Source organism: Faecalibacter bovis (assembly GCF_017948305.1).
Taxonomy (GTDB): domain Bacteria; phylum Bacteroidota; class Bacteroidia; order Flavobacteriales; family Weeksellaceae; genus Empedobacter; species Empedobacter bovis.
In genome coordinates, this window is record NZ_CP072842.1 from 1,033,813 (window position 1) to 1,048,813 (window position 15,001).

Here is a 15,001-nt window from a genome sequence, read left to right on the forward strand (position 1 = left end):
GAAATGAGCAGAGCACTATTACTACGCGAACAAGCTATATCATTTGTGAAACAAGAATTTGAAAAAGGTTTGCAACAAAACCTTAACCTTATTCCGGTTTCAGGTCCTTTAGTTGTATTAGACGGAACTGGAATAAATGATGATTTAAATAGTATAGAGCGTCCTGTAAAATTTCCGATAAAATCTTTAGATGATCAGAAAGCAGTTGTGGTTCATTCTTTAGCAAAATGGAAACGTATTCGTTTAAAAGAATTAGAATTAGAGGTAGGTGAAGGTATTATTACCGATATGAAAGCCTTACGTCCTGATGAAGATTATTCTCCAATTCATTCTATTTATGTAGATCAATGGGATTGGGAAAAAGTGATAAAACCTGAAGATCGTAAATTAGAATATTTAAAATCGACGGTTAAATCAATTTATAAATCAATAAAGGAAACTGAACAAATAGTAGAGGCTAAATATCCTACAATTAAAGCTGTTTTACCACAAGAAATTACATTTATTTCTTCTGAAGAATTATTACAAAAATATCCAACATTTTCACCTAAAGAAAGAGAAAATGCCATTACAAAAGAATTTGGAGCGGTATTTATTTACGGAATTGGAGGAGAGTTATCAAACGGTGAATTTCATGATGCTCGTGCAGCTGATTATGATGATTGGAGTACTGAAAATGAAGCTGGTTATAAAGGATTAAACGGTGATATTTTAGTTTGGAACCCTGTATTAGAGCAGGCATTTGAGTTATCATCAATGGGAATTCGTGTTGATAAATCTGCTTTATTAAAACAACTTGAACTAAGAGGATTATCAGATCGAAAAAGTTTATTTTTTCATACAATGTTGTTAGAAGATCAACTAACGGAATCGATTGGTGGAGGAATCGGACAATCAAGATTGGTTATGTTTATGTTGAAATTAAGACACATAGGAGAAGTACAAGCTAGTATTTGGGATTGTAAAACAAGAGAATCACTAAAAAAGGAAGGAATCGAATTATTATAGCGTTTTGAAAGAGTTTTAACCATTGGTTAAAACTCTTTTTTTATTGAAAAATCATCTATAATTAACATGTTTATAACTGTTAATTATAGATGTTAATTTGTTTTAAATCAATTATTTTAAGATGTTGATAAGCATTAATTAGGTTAAAATATTATTTAGTAATTAGAGTAAAATATTTTTGGCTCAATTTTAGCAACATGTAATAGCGTATAACAATCATTTAATATTATAAAATTAGATACTTCCTCGTCAATACGTTATACTCCGCAAAAGTTATATTACCTTTGCAACGGTTATGTTATTAAGGTTATTAACATCTTATATTAATATGTTATTATATTGCTGAATTCTAATTTGTTAAGATGTTGATAGAGAAATTAAATTAAGAATGATATTTAAATATATCAGAGGAAAAACAAATTATGCCAAGAAAGAATTTTAAAAATAATAAAGCTTCTAAAAAAGAGAAGAACATTACCAAATATACTAAAGCTATTATTGAAGTATTATTTAAAAATCCAAAGAAAGCTTTAAACTATAAACAAATTTCAGCCGCAATTGGTTTAGATAACCGAATTGAGATTGAATTATTAATTAAAAATATCAACGTTTTATTAGCCGATAAAAAAATTGAGGAAGTAGAACGTGGTAAATACAAAGTTGATGCAACCAAAGATTACTACGTTGGTAAAGTTGATTTAACTTCATCAGGAAGCGCTTACATTGTTGTAGAAGATTTAGAACAAGATATTTTTGTACAAAAAGGAAGAACTAAAAACGCTTTACAAGGTGATGAAGTTCGTGTTTACATGTACCCAAGAAAACGTCAAAGTTCTAAATTAGAAGGTGAAATTGTAGAGATTATTCAACGCAATAAAACTGACTTTACAGGAATTTTTGAATTAGGAAAAAATGGAAATTTTGGTTTTGTGGTTATGCAAAACGGGAACCATGATTTCTTTATTCCAAAAGAACGTTTTAACGGTGCTGAACCAGGTCAGAAAGTAGTTGTTCGACTTTCTAATTGGCCAGAAGGTTCAAATTCTCCATTCGGTGAAATTATTCGCGTTTTAGGAGATCCAAACGATACGGATGTTGAAATTCATGCGATTTTATTAGAATATGATTTACCTGCCGAATTCCCTGCTGAAGTAGAAGAAGAGGCGAATAACATTGATACACGTATCACGGAAGAAGAAGTTGCGCGTCGTCGCGATATGCGTAATATTACTACGTTTACAATAGATCCAAAAGATGCTAAAGATTTTGATGATGCTTTATCAATTCGTAAGTTAGAAAACGGGAATTGGGAAATTGGTGTTCATATTGCTGATGTTTCACATTATGTACGTCCAGGTTCATTGCTAGAGAAAGAAGCTTACGCTCGTGCCACATCGGTTTATTTAGTAGATCGTGTCGTACCAATGTTACCAGAAATATTATCTAATGTGGCGTGTTCATTACGTCCGAACGAGGATAAATACACATTTTCTGGAGTATTTGAAATGGACGATCAAGCGAATATTGTAAATACTTGGTTTGGTCGTACCGTTACGCATTCAGATCGTCGATTTACATATGAAGAAGCGCAAGAAATTATAGAAGGAGCTGACGGAGATTTTAAAGCTGAAATTTTAAAATTAGACGAATTAGCAAAAATTATGCGTGCTAAACGTATGAAAGTTGGAGCGATTAATTTTGATAAAGTTGAAGTTAAGTTCCAATTAAATGCAGACCATAATCCAGAAGGTATTTACTTTAAAATAGCGAAAGACGCGAACAAATTAATCGAGGAATTTATGTTGTTATGCAACAAAAAAGTGTCTGAATTTGTAAGCTTAGATAAGAAAGGAAAAGAAAACGGAAATACTTATGTTTACCGTATTCACGATGATCCAAATCCTGATAAATTATTGGATTTAAAGAAATTCATTCGTCAATTTGATTATGAATTAGAAGTAGGAGATCGCAAAACAACGATCCAATCGATTAATAAATTATTGGCCGAAGTAAAGGGTAAACCAGAAGAAAATATGATCGAAACTTTAGTTTTACGTTGTATGGCGAAAGCAAAATATTCGACTGAAAATATTGGGCACTACGGTTTAGCATTTGATTATTATTCACACTTTACATCACCAATTCGTCGTTATCCAGACGTTATGGCGCATCGTCTATTACAAGATTATTTAGATGGTAAAAAATCGCCAGCTGTAGATGTTTATGAAGAAAAATGTAAGCACAGTTCTGCTCGTGAGAAAGTAGCTTCTGATGCAGAACGCGACTCGATCAAATACATGCAAGTGAAGTACATGGAGCAATTCGTAGGACAAACTTTTGATGCGTTTATTACAGGTGTTCAAGAGTATGGATTATTTGTTGAAATCCCTGAAACTCGCTGCGAAGGTTTAGTTCGTTCTCGTAATATGGAAGGAGATCATTTCTATTTCGACGATAAGAATCATGCTTTAGTTGGACGTCGTACTGGTATTAAATATCAATTAGGAGCATCTATTAGAATTAAGGTAATTAACGCTGACTTAATTAAGAAACAATTAGATTTCGAATTAGTAGACTAATTATTAATTCGAGATAAAATGTTATCTTGCAGCCCTTAAATCAAGTTATGGAATTAATTTTTTCAGCCATACTGATTGGTTTTATTCTAAGTATATTTTTAATTGGACCTGTTTTCTTTCTATTGATTGAAACTAGTATTAGAAAGAGTTGGAAATCTGCAGTTACCTTAAATTTAGGTGTAATTGCAGCAGATATTCTATGTATTGCTGCAGCTTATTTTGGTAGTAAAGACTTTACAGATTATGTGACAACTCATCCAAAATTTTATCGCATTTATATAATCGCTGGTTTTTTCGTGATTATTTATGGGATTTTTATGTACTACTCAAAACCAAAATTGCATTTAGAAAATGATCAGCAGCTCGTGAGTAAAAACTATTTACGAACATTTTTTAATGGATTTATCATGAATCTTTTAAATGTTGGTGTCATAGTTTTTTGGTTTGTAATTGTATCATCAATTATGATTAAGTATCCTATTCCTCAGGATTTTGTCTTATACATGGGAGTAGTTTTATTAACTTATTTCTGTATTGACTTGGTCAAAATTTTCTTAGCAGGAAAGTTACAAAAACGTATTACGGATGATATGGTTTATAAAATCAGAAAAGGCGTTGGTATTTGTTTATTAATCTTCGGAATAATAATTACACTAAAAGGTTTTGGTTTCTTTAAAGAAATTGATAAAGAAATTGAAAATCAGTTGATTCATCAAAAAGGATAATATCTTACCGATATAAAAAGCCACTCAATTTGAGTGGCTTTTATTTTAGAATTAAGTTTGATAAAATTTATATATTTTCAATTCTTCGTTTAATTTCTTGATACATATATTCAGCATCTAAATTCTGGAAATAATCAAAATTTTCGAAACCTTTAGGATCTTTCCCAAAGATTGATGTTGGTCTACACGATAAATTTTCATCCTGAATAACATCATCATTCGATTGTCCATACCCCAAGAAACCAGCAAAAGGATGCGTTCCGCCCCAAATAGAAATGGTACGTGTACCCTTTAAAGAAGCCAGATGCATATTAGCACTATCCATAGAAATCATGGCTTGTAAGGTTGCTATTTTATCCAACTCTTGTTCAAATTTCAAAGCACCGGCTAACGAAATGATATTCGGATGAAAATTTTCCCAAGTTTTTAACTCATCCACTTCTTTTTGTCCACCGCCAAACAAATAAATTTTGTATCCATCTTCTGCTAATTTTGTAGCTACGATTTTCATCTTATCAATGGGAAACATTTTACTTGTAAAAGCAGCAAAAGGTGCAATTCCGATGGCTTTATCTTCTTTCTGATGCGATGGTTTTAATTGATGCGATAATTGAACTGTGAAGCCTAAAGATCGAAGAACATCAGCATAGCGTTCAGTTGTTAACTTTAGCTGTTGATAAACTCTATTTTCTTGCGCAATTAATGCTTTTTTCTCCGCTCTTCCTTTATCTAAAGTTGCTGTTTTTGTACCAGTTAAACTAAATAAAGTAGTAATAACCTTACTTCTGATTACATTGTGCATATCTGCTACGTAATCAAAATGATGTACTTTCAATTCATTAAATAATTGAATCAAACCAAAGAAACCTTTGTACTTGTTATTCAGATCAATTGGTAAGAATTTTATTTTAGGGTTCGATTTAAAAATCGTTCCCATAAATGGTCGAGAAGCTACATATACTTCCACATCAGGATTTTGTTCCAAAAATTCTTCCAAAACAGGAGCAATCATCGTTACATCACCCAATGCCGAAAAACGTAAGACTAACAGTTTCTTCTTCGCCATAAACTTATTATGAATTCAATTTAGATTGAAATGCAATCGCGTAAAACTTAAATTGTTTAACCATGGCTAATAAACCATTCGCACGCGTTGGAGATAAAAATTCAGACAAACCAATTTCATTAATAAAATCTGTATCAGAATCTAAAATATCTTTAGGTGCTTGATTGTTGTACATGCGTACTAATAATGCAGCGATTCCTTTTGGTAAAATAGCGTTAGAATCTGCTTTAAAAATAATTTTATCACCATCTAACTCCGCATCTAACCAAACTGAAGATTGACAACCTTTGATGATTTTATCATCTGTTTTTGATTCTTCTGGTAATGCTTTTAAACTTTTACCTAATTCGATTAAATATTCATAACGCTCTTCCCAATCATCAAAAAATGAGAATTCGTCTACTATTTCGTTTTGAATTTCTTTAATTGTCATGCTGCAAATTTATGAAGAATTATACGATTTATGCCTTACTATACAACCTATTTTATTGGCTTATAATGTAATTGTAAAAGTTCAATTATTTAGATTTTATTACTAAAATAAACTTTATTAGTTGTAGTTATAAACATTGTTAGATGTTGATAATCTTTAACTTAATATTTTATCAACATGTTTATGAATAGTTTGTGAATTACTGATTGAAATAGAAAATCTATCGTAAATTTGAAAGAAAAATATACATGTCGACTTCCTATAAAATATTAGCAATAGATTCTAATCACGAATGTTTAAATAATGGTTTACGAGAAGCTGGATTTATTGTTGATGAAGATTACATTTCATCAAAAGAAGAAATTGAACAGAAAATTGATCAATACGACGGATTGATTGTTCGTTCTCGCTTCCCGATAGATCGTTCGTTTTTAGAAAAAGCAACAAATCTAAAATTTATTGGTCGAGTAGGAGCTGGTTTAGAGAATATAGATGAAGAATATGCTGCTGAACGTGGAATAACTTTATTCAATTCTCCAGAAGGAAATCGTGATTCGGTTGGTGAACATGCGGTAGGAATGTTGTTGATGTTGATGCATCATTTACGACGTGCAGATTTAGAAGTTCGTAATGGGATTTGGAAACGTGAAGAAAACCGTGGCGATGAGTTGATGGGTAAAACTGTTGGAATCATTGGTTATGGAAACATGGGAAATGCTTTCGCGAAACGTTTACAAGGTTTTGGCGTAGAAGTTATTTGTTATGATATTTTACCAAATAAAGGAAATGAGTTTGCAAAACAAGTTTCGTTAGAAGAATTCTTTAATTGTGCACAAGTTGTTAGTTTACACACGCCGCAAACGCCAGATACGATGCAAATGATTAACGCAGAGTTTATTAATAACTTCAAGAATCCATTTTATTTTGTTAATACTGCAAGAGGAAAAAGTGTTGTGACAAAAGATTTGGTTGATGCGATGAAATCAGGAAAGGTTTTAGGAGCCGCTTTAGATGTTTTAGAATTTGAAAAATCAAGTTTTGAGAAATTGGTTGCTTCAGAATTGCCTGAAGAGTTTCAATATTTAATTGAAGCTGATAATGTCGTTTTAGCTCCGCATATAGCTGGTTGGACACATCAATCAAAAGTGAAATTAGCCGAGTTTATTCGAGATAAAATCATTGCATGGCAAAAAGATAACAAGTAATGTTAACAATGTTAATAACCCTATAAGCATCTCATTTCGAGGTGCTTTTTTTATTTAGATAAAGCTCTGTAAACTTTCCAAACCATAAATATCGCTCCAATCATTGCGATTAAGCATACGAATGTCCAAATTACCAATTTGAATGATATAGATGTTATTTCCATTAATTTTATTTAGCGTTATTCACAATTGTGAATAGCTAGATATTCACATCAATTAATTATACATTTTAACAACTTATTTATAACTTATAAATAGTTAATTTATTGTAAATTATAACAAAATTGACTTAATTAACAATTTTTATAAATTGTTAATTTTAATAACTCAAATGTTTAAATAACACATTTTAAAACATTAATTAACACATATCAAGAATTTCAAATTTGCTTTATAGTAACTTTGAATAAAAGAAATAAAATCATGAAATACCAAATATTTAAAGCAGACGAAAGAGGAGGAGCTAATCATGGATGGTTAAATACTAAACATTCTTATTCTTTCGCAAATTATTTTGATCAAGAAAGAATTCATTTCGGAGCATTACGTGTGATGAATGATGATATTGTAACGGGTGGAATGGGATTTGGTAAACATCCTCACGACAACATGGAAATTATTACAATTCCAACCAAAGGAGGACTAAAACACAGCGATTCTATGGGTACTGGTTCTGTTATAGAAGCAGGAGATATTCAGGTAATGAGTGCTGGAACTGGAGTTTTTCATGCTGAGATGAATGCTTATGAAGATGTTACTTCTGAATTCTTTCAGATTTGGATTTTTCCAAATGCACAAAATGTAGAACCAAGATATCAACAATTATCAATTAAGCAATTTGAAAAAGAGAATGAATTGTATCAAATTCTTTCTCCAAATGCAGATGATCAAGGAGTATGGATTCATCAAAATGCATGGATTTTCCAAGGTAAATTTAATGTTGATAAAGAAGTTAATTATAAAATTCACAATCAAAATCAAGGAGTGTTTTTAATGGTTGTTGAAGGTGAGATTGAATTTGATGGTAAATTACTTCAAAGAAGAGATTCAGTTGAAATTACACCAGAAAACGAAATCCAATTTAAAGTATTATCAAATTCTGAAGTTTTATTAATAGAAGTTCCTTTAGTTTTTTAACTTTGAGTATCAACTTGAATTAAAAAATGGAATCAGCTAAAAAGGAGAAATTGAGCGAGTTAAAAATAAAAGAGGTTACAAAAAAAAGATTTGAATCTACTGCTTTTATTTTTCAAAACATTCCACTTTGGATTGCCTCTTGCGTGATTGGCTTATTAGCTGTTTTATATGCTGAAATTTTACATTTTGGCGAATCAACTTTTTTAAAAATATATGCACATAATAAAGCATGGGTGTTTGTATTAGCACCTGTGTTTTTCTTTTTATCTTATATTTCTGTTCAGAAGTATTCAAAATATTCTAACGCAAGTGGAATTCCACAAGTTATTGCGTCACTTTCTTTACCAAAGAAAAAATCTAAAAAACTAATTGATCAACTTTTAAGTGTTCGAATCATATTCATTAAAATACTAAGTAGTTTTTTCATGTCTCTTGGAGGTGGAGTAGTGGGAAGAGAAGGTCCTACCATTCAGATTGCAGCTTCAGTTTTACATGTTGTAAATAAAACTATTCCTGATTCTTGGCCAAAGATTTCTCAGAAGTTAATGATTATTACAGGAGGAGCGGCAGGTTTAGCAGCAGCATTCAACACACCATTAGGTGGAATAGTTTTTGCAATAGAAGAATTATCAAAAAACCATATTAAGTATTTAAGAACTACTGTTTTTTCAGCGGTAATCATTGCAGGTTTTACTGCACAAACTATTTTAGGACCATATTTAGTTTTTGGTTTCCCAAAAGTAGATCCTGATGGATGGCAATTTTTTCTGATACTTTTATTAGTAACATTAGTTTGTGGAATTTTTGGTGCTTATTTTGGTAAAATAGCTTTTAATGTTAATTCATTCAAGAAAAAGTTATCCAAAAAGAAACAATTTATTTTTGGATTTTTGGCTGTAATGGCATTTGCAACAGTTGTTTTTTATACAGATAAAGATAGTGTTGGAGCAGGGAATTTATTATTAGATCGCTTGTTGTTTGAAGCTGATAAAAAAGTAGAATGGTATACGATTCCGGCTCGTTTGTTTAACGGGATTATTTCGTTTACAAATGGTGGAGCAGGAGGTATATTTGCACCAGCTTTAAGTTTCGGAGGTTCTATTGGAGCTTTTATTGGCGATTTATTTACATTAAAACCAAGACAGATTAATATGTTGGTTTTAATAGGAATGGTTTCCTTTTTAACTGCTTTTACGCGCTCTCCTTTTACGTGTGCAATTCTGGTTTTAGAAATGACTGATAGACATTCGGTTATATTTTACATGTTGGTTGCAGCTTGGGGAGCTAATTTAATTGCGAATCGTATCGATAAGAAATCATTTTACGAGAAAACAGCAGAAACTATTACAGAAGATCTTTTAACTCAATTAGAGAATAAAGAGAAAAATAAGTCCAAAAAAATTGAAGAAAACTTAGCATAAATAGTTTCGGATAATTTTATTCGATTACTTTTGCAAAATATAAGAATATCTAGATATAATCGATTTATATTAAACCGATTAGAGATTTATAAAATTGGAAATTGTACCTATGAAAAGAATATTACTAATTGCTTCATTATTGTTTGTTTTTAGTTGTTCAAACGATAATATGAAAATAGATGGTCGTGATCAAGCAGCTTTTAACGAAACTGTGGATCAAATTGCCAAAGAATTGCCATTGTTGCAACAAGATAAATTTAAGGAAGCGTTAGATATAGTTTATCACTACAAAACTAATGCAACCAATAATGATGAGCAACGTTGGGCTGCTGTTCGAAATTTAGTTGATAATAAAACTTCAAGCGAGATATTTGATATGGCTGAAAAAATTGCCGTTGAAAATAACTTTTCATGGAATAGAAATCAAGTTCCTTTAGCAAATGGAATTCCATTACCTGGAACAATTACACCTACAACTGAGGTAGAAGTTTCTGAAGAACCGTCAATTAAGATACAACGATTTGATTTCAGAGTTAAAAATGAAGAGGAAGGTATTCGTTTAGATCCATTTTTCTTTGATGTTGAAGGACAAGAAATTCAATTAGAAAAAGCTGTTACAGCTACAATGGAAGTATTTAGTGGTGGGCAAATTATCTATACACAAAGGGCTACAATCGATCCAAATTCGATAGATGCTTTGTATAGAAATAATGGTATTTTATTAAAATATTCTAGCTTAGATCCATCAAAAATTAAATCAAATTCTGTTGATGTTTTGGTAAGAATTCCACATCCAGAAAGATATTTGACACAAAGAAAAACTGTTACAATTCCTTCTGATTTGGTTAGAGCAGGAGTGGAGACGAAGATGGATTCTGTATCTAAAACGATTAGTAAAGACATCGCAATGGTTACGAATTTAAGTAATCGTTTTATGCAAAATATTTCTAAAAAGAATTATTCAGCAGCTTTTGCTTTAACAAGAAATAGTGATTGGGCAACTTATCAAAAGTTTTCGCAAGATAATTTTGTAACCGTTTTAGAAAGTGCTAAAATAAAAGATACAAAAGTTATTGATGGAGACGAGAAAGTAGTTTTAATAGAGTCAAATGTAACTTTGAATGATGATTCTAATAAAAAATATATTTTAACACTAGAACATCTTAACGGGAAATGGTTCATTGTTAACGTAAAATAGAGCAATCCTTATTTAACATAAAAAAAGCGTCCAAATTTGGACGCTTTTCTTTTATAAGAAAATATAAGTTTATTATTTTACTCCAGCTTCTTTTTCAGCATCAGCTTTCATCTTTTCATTTGCAGTAATTGCAATTTCTACACGACGGTTAGCCGCACGACCTTCAGCTGTAGCATTATCAGCAATTGGTTCTTCTAAACCTTTTCCTGTTGAAGTTAAACGTGAAGCAGAAATTCCATTAGCAACTAAATATTGTTTAACCGAATTTGCACGTTGCTCAGATAATGGTTTATTGTAACCTTGTGAACCAACGTTATCAGTGTGACCAACAATTAATAAATTTGTATCTGGGTATTCTTTGAAAACTTCGATTAATTTATCTAAGTTAGTTTTTGCTGTTGATGTTAATCCTGATTTGTTATATTCAAAAGTAACTTTAGAAGATTCATCTAAAATTAAGTTAATCCCTTCTTCCGTACGAACAACTTCAGCTCCAGGTAAAACTTGCTCAATTTTCTGAGCTTGTTTATCCATTTTATTTCCAATAATTGTTCCAGCAGCTCCACCAACAGCAGCACCGATTACAGCACCTAAAGCAGTGTTTCCACCTTTACCAATATTATTTCCTAAAATACCACCTAAAACAGTTCCAGCAACTACTCCGATACCAGCACCTTTTTGTGTGTTATTGGCATTTTGAACAGCAGAACATGAAGACAGAACGAATGCTCCACCTAATACGATTGCAGTTAATTTTGTATTTAATTTTTTCATAATTTAAGATTTATAGATTAGCGTTGAAAAGAGTAAAGTACTTGTGCTATTTTTCCATTCACATTAACATCTTGTACCAAAGTCATGTTTGTAGCATCTAAATAAGAAACTCTTAATTTGTAACCAGCTGTGTTTTGTTTAGCTTTAATACCAGTAACATCTTTGAAAGTGAAGTATGTTGTTGTACCTTCTTCCACAATGTTCCAGATAATTTTAGCAGTTCCAGATGGACAAGCAGAATCTGCAGTATTAAATGTGTAAGTACCCGTTTTATTATTTTGTACTAAATTCCAAGTAGAGCCAACATAACATTCTGGCTTTGCCATATCAAAAACGTTAGAAACAGTTTCAGTTACTTTTACTTTTCCGCTTACTTGCTGGTTCGCTAAACCTTCATAACTCACATCAGATAAAGTCCAAGCACCACGTACTTCCTTACCTGTTTCCATTTGAGATTTTTGAACATTTGTAGATGCACATGAACCTAACATAAATGTAGCACCAACAGTTAACATTAAAATTACTTTTTTCATAGTTGTTTTATTTTAGATCAAATAATTGGCTAAAAACGGCCTTCATAAATTCGTTTTAAGAACATTTCAGAAAAAATTAATGTTATCATACATTAAGCACTAAAATCGTTCGTTAAAGTGCATTATATTATTTACTAATCTTAATGGTATAAATTAAAGACGAATATTGGCCTGTCTTTTTAGCAGATAAATTAGATTTCAATCCAACGAAGAAAGCTTTCAAATATGGAACTTTATTTCCTTTATATTTTTCAGAAAGTAAACTCACGTAAAATGCATCTAATACCATTGGGCTAACATTTACAATATTCATACCAAAATTGCGAATTAGTAGCTGTAAACTCTCAGGATTAAAATGCCAAAGATGTCTTGGAACATCAAAGGCAGCCCAATGTTTACCGTAGTAGTTTGCGTCGTAAGAAAGATGATTTGGAACCGCGATGATTAATGTTCCACCAGGATTCAAATGTTGCTTTAATTCAGTTAAAATTTCATTCAAATTTGGTATATGTTCAAGAACATGCCACATCGTGATTATATCAAATTTACGATTTATCTCTCTTAATTCACAATTAACTACGTTTTCTTTTCCAATCTTATTCTGAGATATTTCAAATGCTTTAGGATTAGGTTCCATTCCCGTTACATCATATCCATTTTTTTGCATATGTTGTAAAAAGTCACCAGCTCCACAACCATAATCTAGGATGCTTTTTCCTTGTGTAGAATTCTGAATTAATTTCAATTTTTGATCTAAATTATACTGCTTAGCAATTTGATATATTTTTTCAAAAATTGATTTTTTACCATCAGTGTGTGAAATATAATTTTCACTTTCGTAATACTTCGAAAGATTTTCTAAAGGTTGAGGATAGGTGTAATGCACTCCAGTTTTATCATCCTTGTGCAAAGAGAATTTTTCTTGAGTTAAAAAGTAGTCTTGTAAATCTAATACCTTTATACCAGAAAATCCTTCAATTGAAGGATTTTCATTTATTGTTTCACGTGGAACGTTGTTCATATATTATCTACCCATGTGGATTAATAAAACACTAATATCTGCAGGTGAAACTCCACTAATACGTGAAGCTTGTGCTACAGTTGTAGGTTTAATTTTAGTTAATTTTTGGCGAGCTTCAATAGACATTGAACCCATCGCTTCATAATTAATATTCGTTGGAATACGAAGGTTTTCTAAGCGAGTTAGCTTATCAGCATTTTGTTTCTCTTTCTTGATATAACCTTTGTATTTAATTTGAATTTCTGTTTGTTCTAATTCTTCCTCGTTAATATTATTTTCTTCAATAAAATTTGCAACACGATCTAACTTTGTGAAATCTGCTAATTTTAATTCCGGACGAGAAATTACATTAACCATTTTATTTGGTTGGGCTAGAGGAGAACCTTCGCGTTCTTCAATAACTTCATTTATCTCATTTGGTTTGATAGAATGTTCTTCAAAATACTGAACTAATTTTTCAGCATTTTTATATTTATTTTCCATTCTAACTAAACGTTCTTCTTTGGCTAAACCAATATCAAAACCTTTACGAGTTAAACGTTCGTCAGCATTATCTTGACGTAATAAAATACGATATTCAGCGCGCGAAGTAAACATACGATATGGTTCTTCTGTACCTTTAGTAATTAAGTCGTCAATTAAAACTCCAATATAAGCTTCATTTCTATTTAAGATAAATTCGTCTTTTTCTTGAACTTTTAATGCAGCATTAATACCAGCCATTAAACCTTGTGAAGCCGCTTCCTCGTAACCTGTAGTTCCGTTGATTTGTCCAGCACAGTATAAGTTATCAATGATCTTAGTTTCTAATGTATGTTTCAATTGTGTCGGTGGAAAATAATCATATTCGATTGCGTATCCAGGACGTAAAATTTTAGCATTTTCAAAACCAGGAATAGTTCTTAATGCGCGTGCTTGTACTTCGTCTGGTAAAGAAGTAGAAAATCCATTAATATAGAATTCCATTGTTTCCCAACCTTCTGGTTCAGCAAAAATTTGGTGACGATCTTTATCTGCGAAACGATTAATTTTATCTTCGATAGAAGGACAATATCTTGGTCCAGTAGATTTAATAGTACCGTTGAACATTGGTGAACGATCAAAACCTTCTCTTAACATATCGTGTACATCTTGGTTGGTATAAGTAATCCAACAAGATCTTTGTTTTGTTAATTTTGGTGTATTTGTGTAAGAGAATTTACCTGGGATTTCATCTCCAGGTTGTTCGATCATTTTTGAATAATCAATTGAACGACCATCAACTCGAGGAGGAGTTCCAGTTTTCATACGTCCAGCTTCGAAACCTAAATCAACTAATTGTTCCGTAATTCCGAATGCAGCACTTTCACCCATACGACCACCTCCAAATTGTTTTTCACCAATATGAATTAAACCATTTAAGAAAGTTCCGTTTGTTAAAATAACTGCTTTTGCACGAATTTCCATTCCCATTCCTGTACGTACTCCGCAAACTTTTCCATTTTCTATGATTAATGATTTAACCATGTCTTGGAACATATCTACGTTAGGTATGCGTTCTAAAGTTAGTCGCCATTCTTCTGCAAAACGCATGCGATCTGATTGTGCTCTTGGTGACCACATTGCAGGACCTTTAGATAAATTCAACATTTTAAATTGAATCATCGTTTTATCAGTTACAATACCTGAATAACCACCTAAGGCATCAATTTCCCTTACAATCTGTCCTTTTGCAATTCCACCCATAGCAGGATTACAAGACATTTGTCCGATCATTTGTAGATTCATTGTAACCAATAGAGTTTTAGCTCCAAGGTTTGCTGCTGCAGCTGTGGCTTCGGCACCTGCGTGTCCACCACCAACTACAATTACGTCATATTCTGATTGAAATATCATAATAATCGTGTTTTATATTTTGTCTA

The 15,001-nt window shown here is 31.5% G+C and carries 13 protein-coding genes; 7 read left to right on the plus strand and 6 right to left on the minus strand.

Going from position 1 to position 15,001, the window contains the following annotated elements; all coding sequences use genetic code 11:
• Positions 1-3: 3 nt before the first annotated feature.
• From asnA to J9309_RS04950, 3 genes are all read left to right on the plus strand, one after another.
• Positions 4-1,008, plus strand: a complete 1,005-nt coding sequence (asnA, locus tag J9309_RS04940) for an aspartate--ammonia ligase (protein WP_230477427.1) — start codon at positions 4-6, stop codon at positions 1,006-1,008.
• 422 nt (positions 1,009-1,430) lie between these two features.
• Entirely contained in the window at positions 1,431-3,587 is a 2,157-nt protein-coding gene (rnr, locus tag J9309_RS04945) for a ribonuclease R (protein ID WP_230477428.1), read from the plus strand.
• Positions 3,588-3,634: 47 nt separating this feature from the next.
• Positions 3,635-4,312: a LysE family translocator gene (locus J9309_RS04950; protein WP_230477429.1), complete on the plus strand. Its 678-nt coding sequence runs from the start codon at positions 3,635-3,637 to the stop codon at positions 4,310-4,312.
• A 67-nt stretch (positions 4,313-4,379) separates the two neighbouring features.
• Here J9309_RS04950 and J9309_RS04955 read toward each other — a convergent pair whose 3' ends face one another.
• Positions 4,380-5,378, minus strand: a complete 999-nt coding sequence (locus J9309_RS04955; RefSeq protein WP_230477430.1) for a glycosyltransferase family 9 protein — start codon at positions 5,376-5,378, stop codon at positions 4,380-4,382.
• Positions 5,379-5,385: 7 nt separating this feature from the next.
• A complete protein-coding gene (locus J9309_RS04960; RefSeq protein ID WP_230477431.1) occupies positions 5,386-5,811 on the minus strand; it encodes a SufE family protein in 426 nt (141 codons plus the stop codon).
• Between the two features lie 248 nt (positions 5,812-6,059).
• On the opposite strand from J9309_RS04960, the gene J9309_RS04965 reads away from it, so the two are divergent.
• The 4 genes from J9309_RS04965 (at position 6,060) to J9309_RS04980 (ending at position 10,772) form a co-directional block, all read left to right on the plus strand.
• A complete protein-coding gene (locus tag J9309_RS04965) occupies positions 6,060-7,016 on the plus strand; it encodes a 2-hydroxyacid dehydrogenase (RefSeq protein ID WP_230477432.1) in 957 nt (318 codons plus the stop codon).
• Between the two features lie 423 nt (positions 7,017-7,439).
• A complete protein-coding gene (locus J9309_RS04970; protein ID WP_230477433.1) occupies positions 7,440-8,153 on the plus strand; it encodes a pirin family protein in 714 nt (237 codons plus the stop codon).
• A 26-nt stretch (positions 8,154-8,179) separates the two neighbouring features.
• Positions 8,180-9,574, plus strand: a complete 1,395-nt coding sequence (locus J9309_RS04975) for a chloride channel protein (protein WP_230477434.1) — start codon at positions 8,180-8,182, stop codon at positions 9,572-9,574.
• A gap of 109 nt (positions 9,575-9,683) precedes the next feature.
• Positions 9,684-10,772, plus strand: a complete 1,089-nt coding sequence (locus J9309_RS04980) for a hypothetical protein (protein ID WP_230477435.1) — start codon at positions 9,684-9,686, stop codon at positions 10,770-10,772.
• Positions 10,773-10,844: 72 nt separating this feature from the next.
• Here the strand turns inward: J9309_RS04980 and J9309_RS04985 are convergent, their stop codons facing one another.
• The 4 genes from J9309_RS04985 to mnmG form a co-directional block, all read right to left on the minus strand.
• Complete coding sequence (locus J9309_RS04985; RefSeq protein WP_230477436.1) at positions 10,845-11,546, minus strand: OmpA family protein; 702 nt, start codon at positions 11,544-11,546, stop codon at positions 10,845-10,847.
• Positions 11,547-11,563: 17 nt separating this feature from the next.
• Positions 11,564-12,079: a lipocalin family protein gene (locus J9309_RS04990; RefSeq protein ID WP_230477437.1), complete on the minus strand. Its 516-nt coding sequence runs from the start codon at positions 12,077-12,079 to the stop codon at positions 11,564-11,566.
• A gap of 127 nt (positions 12,080-12,206) precedes the next feature.
• Positions 12,207-13,100: a class I SAM-dependent methyltransferase gene (locus J9309_RS04995; protein WP_230477438.1), complete on the minus strand. Its 894-nt coding sequence runs from the start codon at positions 13,098-13,100 to the stop codon at positions 12,207-12,209.
• A gap of 3 nt (positions 13,101-13,103) precedes the next feature.
• Positions 13,104-14,975 (minus strand): tRNA uridine-5-carboxymethylaminomethyl(34) synthesis enzyme MnmG, encoded by a 1,872-nt coding sequence (gene mnmG / locus J9309_RS05000; protein ID WP_230477439.1) that lies wholly within the window; start codon positions 14,973-14,975, stop codon positions 13,104-13,106.
• Between the last annotated feature and the right edge of the window lie 26 nt (positions 14,976-15,001).

What these genes read in the sequence shown, in the direction of transcription:
- J9309_RS04980 (WP_230477435.1), top strand. Translation starts at nt 9,684, where the DNA reads ATGAAAAGAATATTACTAATTGCTTCATTATTGTTTGTTTTTAGTTGT.
- J9309_RS04995 (WP_230477438.1), bottom strand. Translation starts at nt 13,100, where the DNA reads ATGAACAACGTTCCACGTGAAACAATAAATGAAAATCCTTCAATTGAA.
- J9309_RS04970 (WP_230477433.1), top strand. Translation starts at nt 7,440, where the DNA reads ATGAAATACCAAATATTTAAAGCAGACGAAAGAGGAGGAGCTAATCAT.
- asnA (WP_230477427.1), top strand. Translation starts at nt 4, where the DNA reads ATGAGCAGAGCACTATTACTACGCGAACAAGCTATATCATTTGTGAAA.
- J9309_RS04960 (WP_230477431.1), bottom strand. Translation starts at nt 5,811, where the DNA reads ATGACAATTAAAGAAATTCAAAACGAAATAGTAGACGAATTCTCATTT.
- J9309_RS04975 (WP_230477434.1), top strand. Translation starts at nt 8,180, where the DNA reads ATGGAATCAGCTAAAAAGGAGAAATTGAGCGAGTTAAAAATAAAAGAG.
- J9309_RS04990 (WP_230477437.1), bottom strand. Translation starts at nt 12,079, where the DNA reads ATGAAAAAAGTAATTTTAATGTTAACTGTTGGTGCTACATTTATGTTA.
- mnmG (WP_230477439.1), bottom strand. Translation starts at nt 14,975, where the DNA reads ATGATATTTCAATCAGAATATGACGTAATTGTAGTTGGTGGTGGACAC.
- J9309_RS04965 (WP_230477432.1), top strand. Translation starts at nt 6,060, where the DNA reads ATGTCGACTTCCTATAAAATATTAGCAATAGATTCTAATCACGAATGT.
- J9309_RS04985 (WP_230477436.1), bottom strand. Translation starts at nt 11,546, where the DNA reads ATGAAAAAATTAAATACAAAATTAACTGCAATCGTATTAGGTGGAGCA.
- rnr (WP_230477428.1), top strand. Translation starts at nt 1,431, where the DNA reads ATGCCAAGAAAGAATTTTAAAAATAATAAAGCTTCTAAAAAAGAGAAG.
- J9309_RS04955 (WP_230477430.1), bottom strand. Translation starts at nt 5,378, where the DNA reads ATGGCGAAGAAGAAACTGTTAGTCTTACGTTTTTCGGCATTGGGTGAT.
- J9309_RS04950 (WP_230477429.1), top strand. Translation starts at nt 3,635, where the DNA reads ATGGAATTAATTTTTTCAGCCATACTGATTGGTTTTATTCTAAGTATA.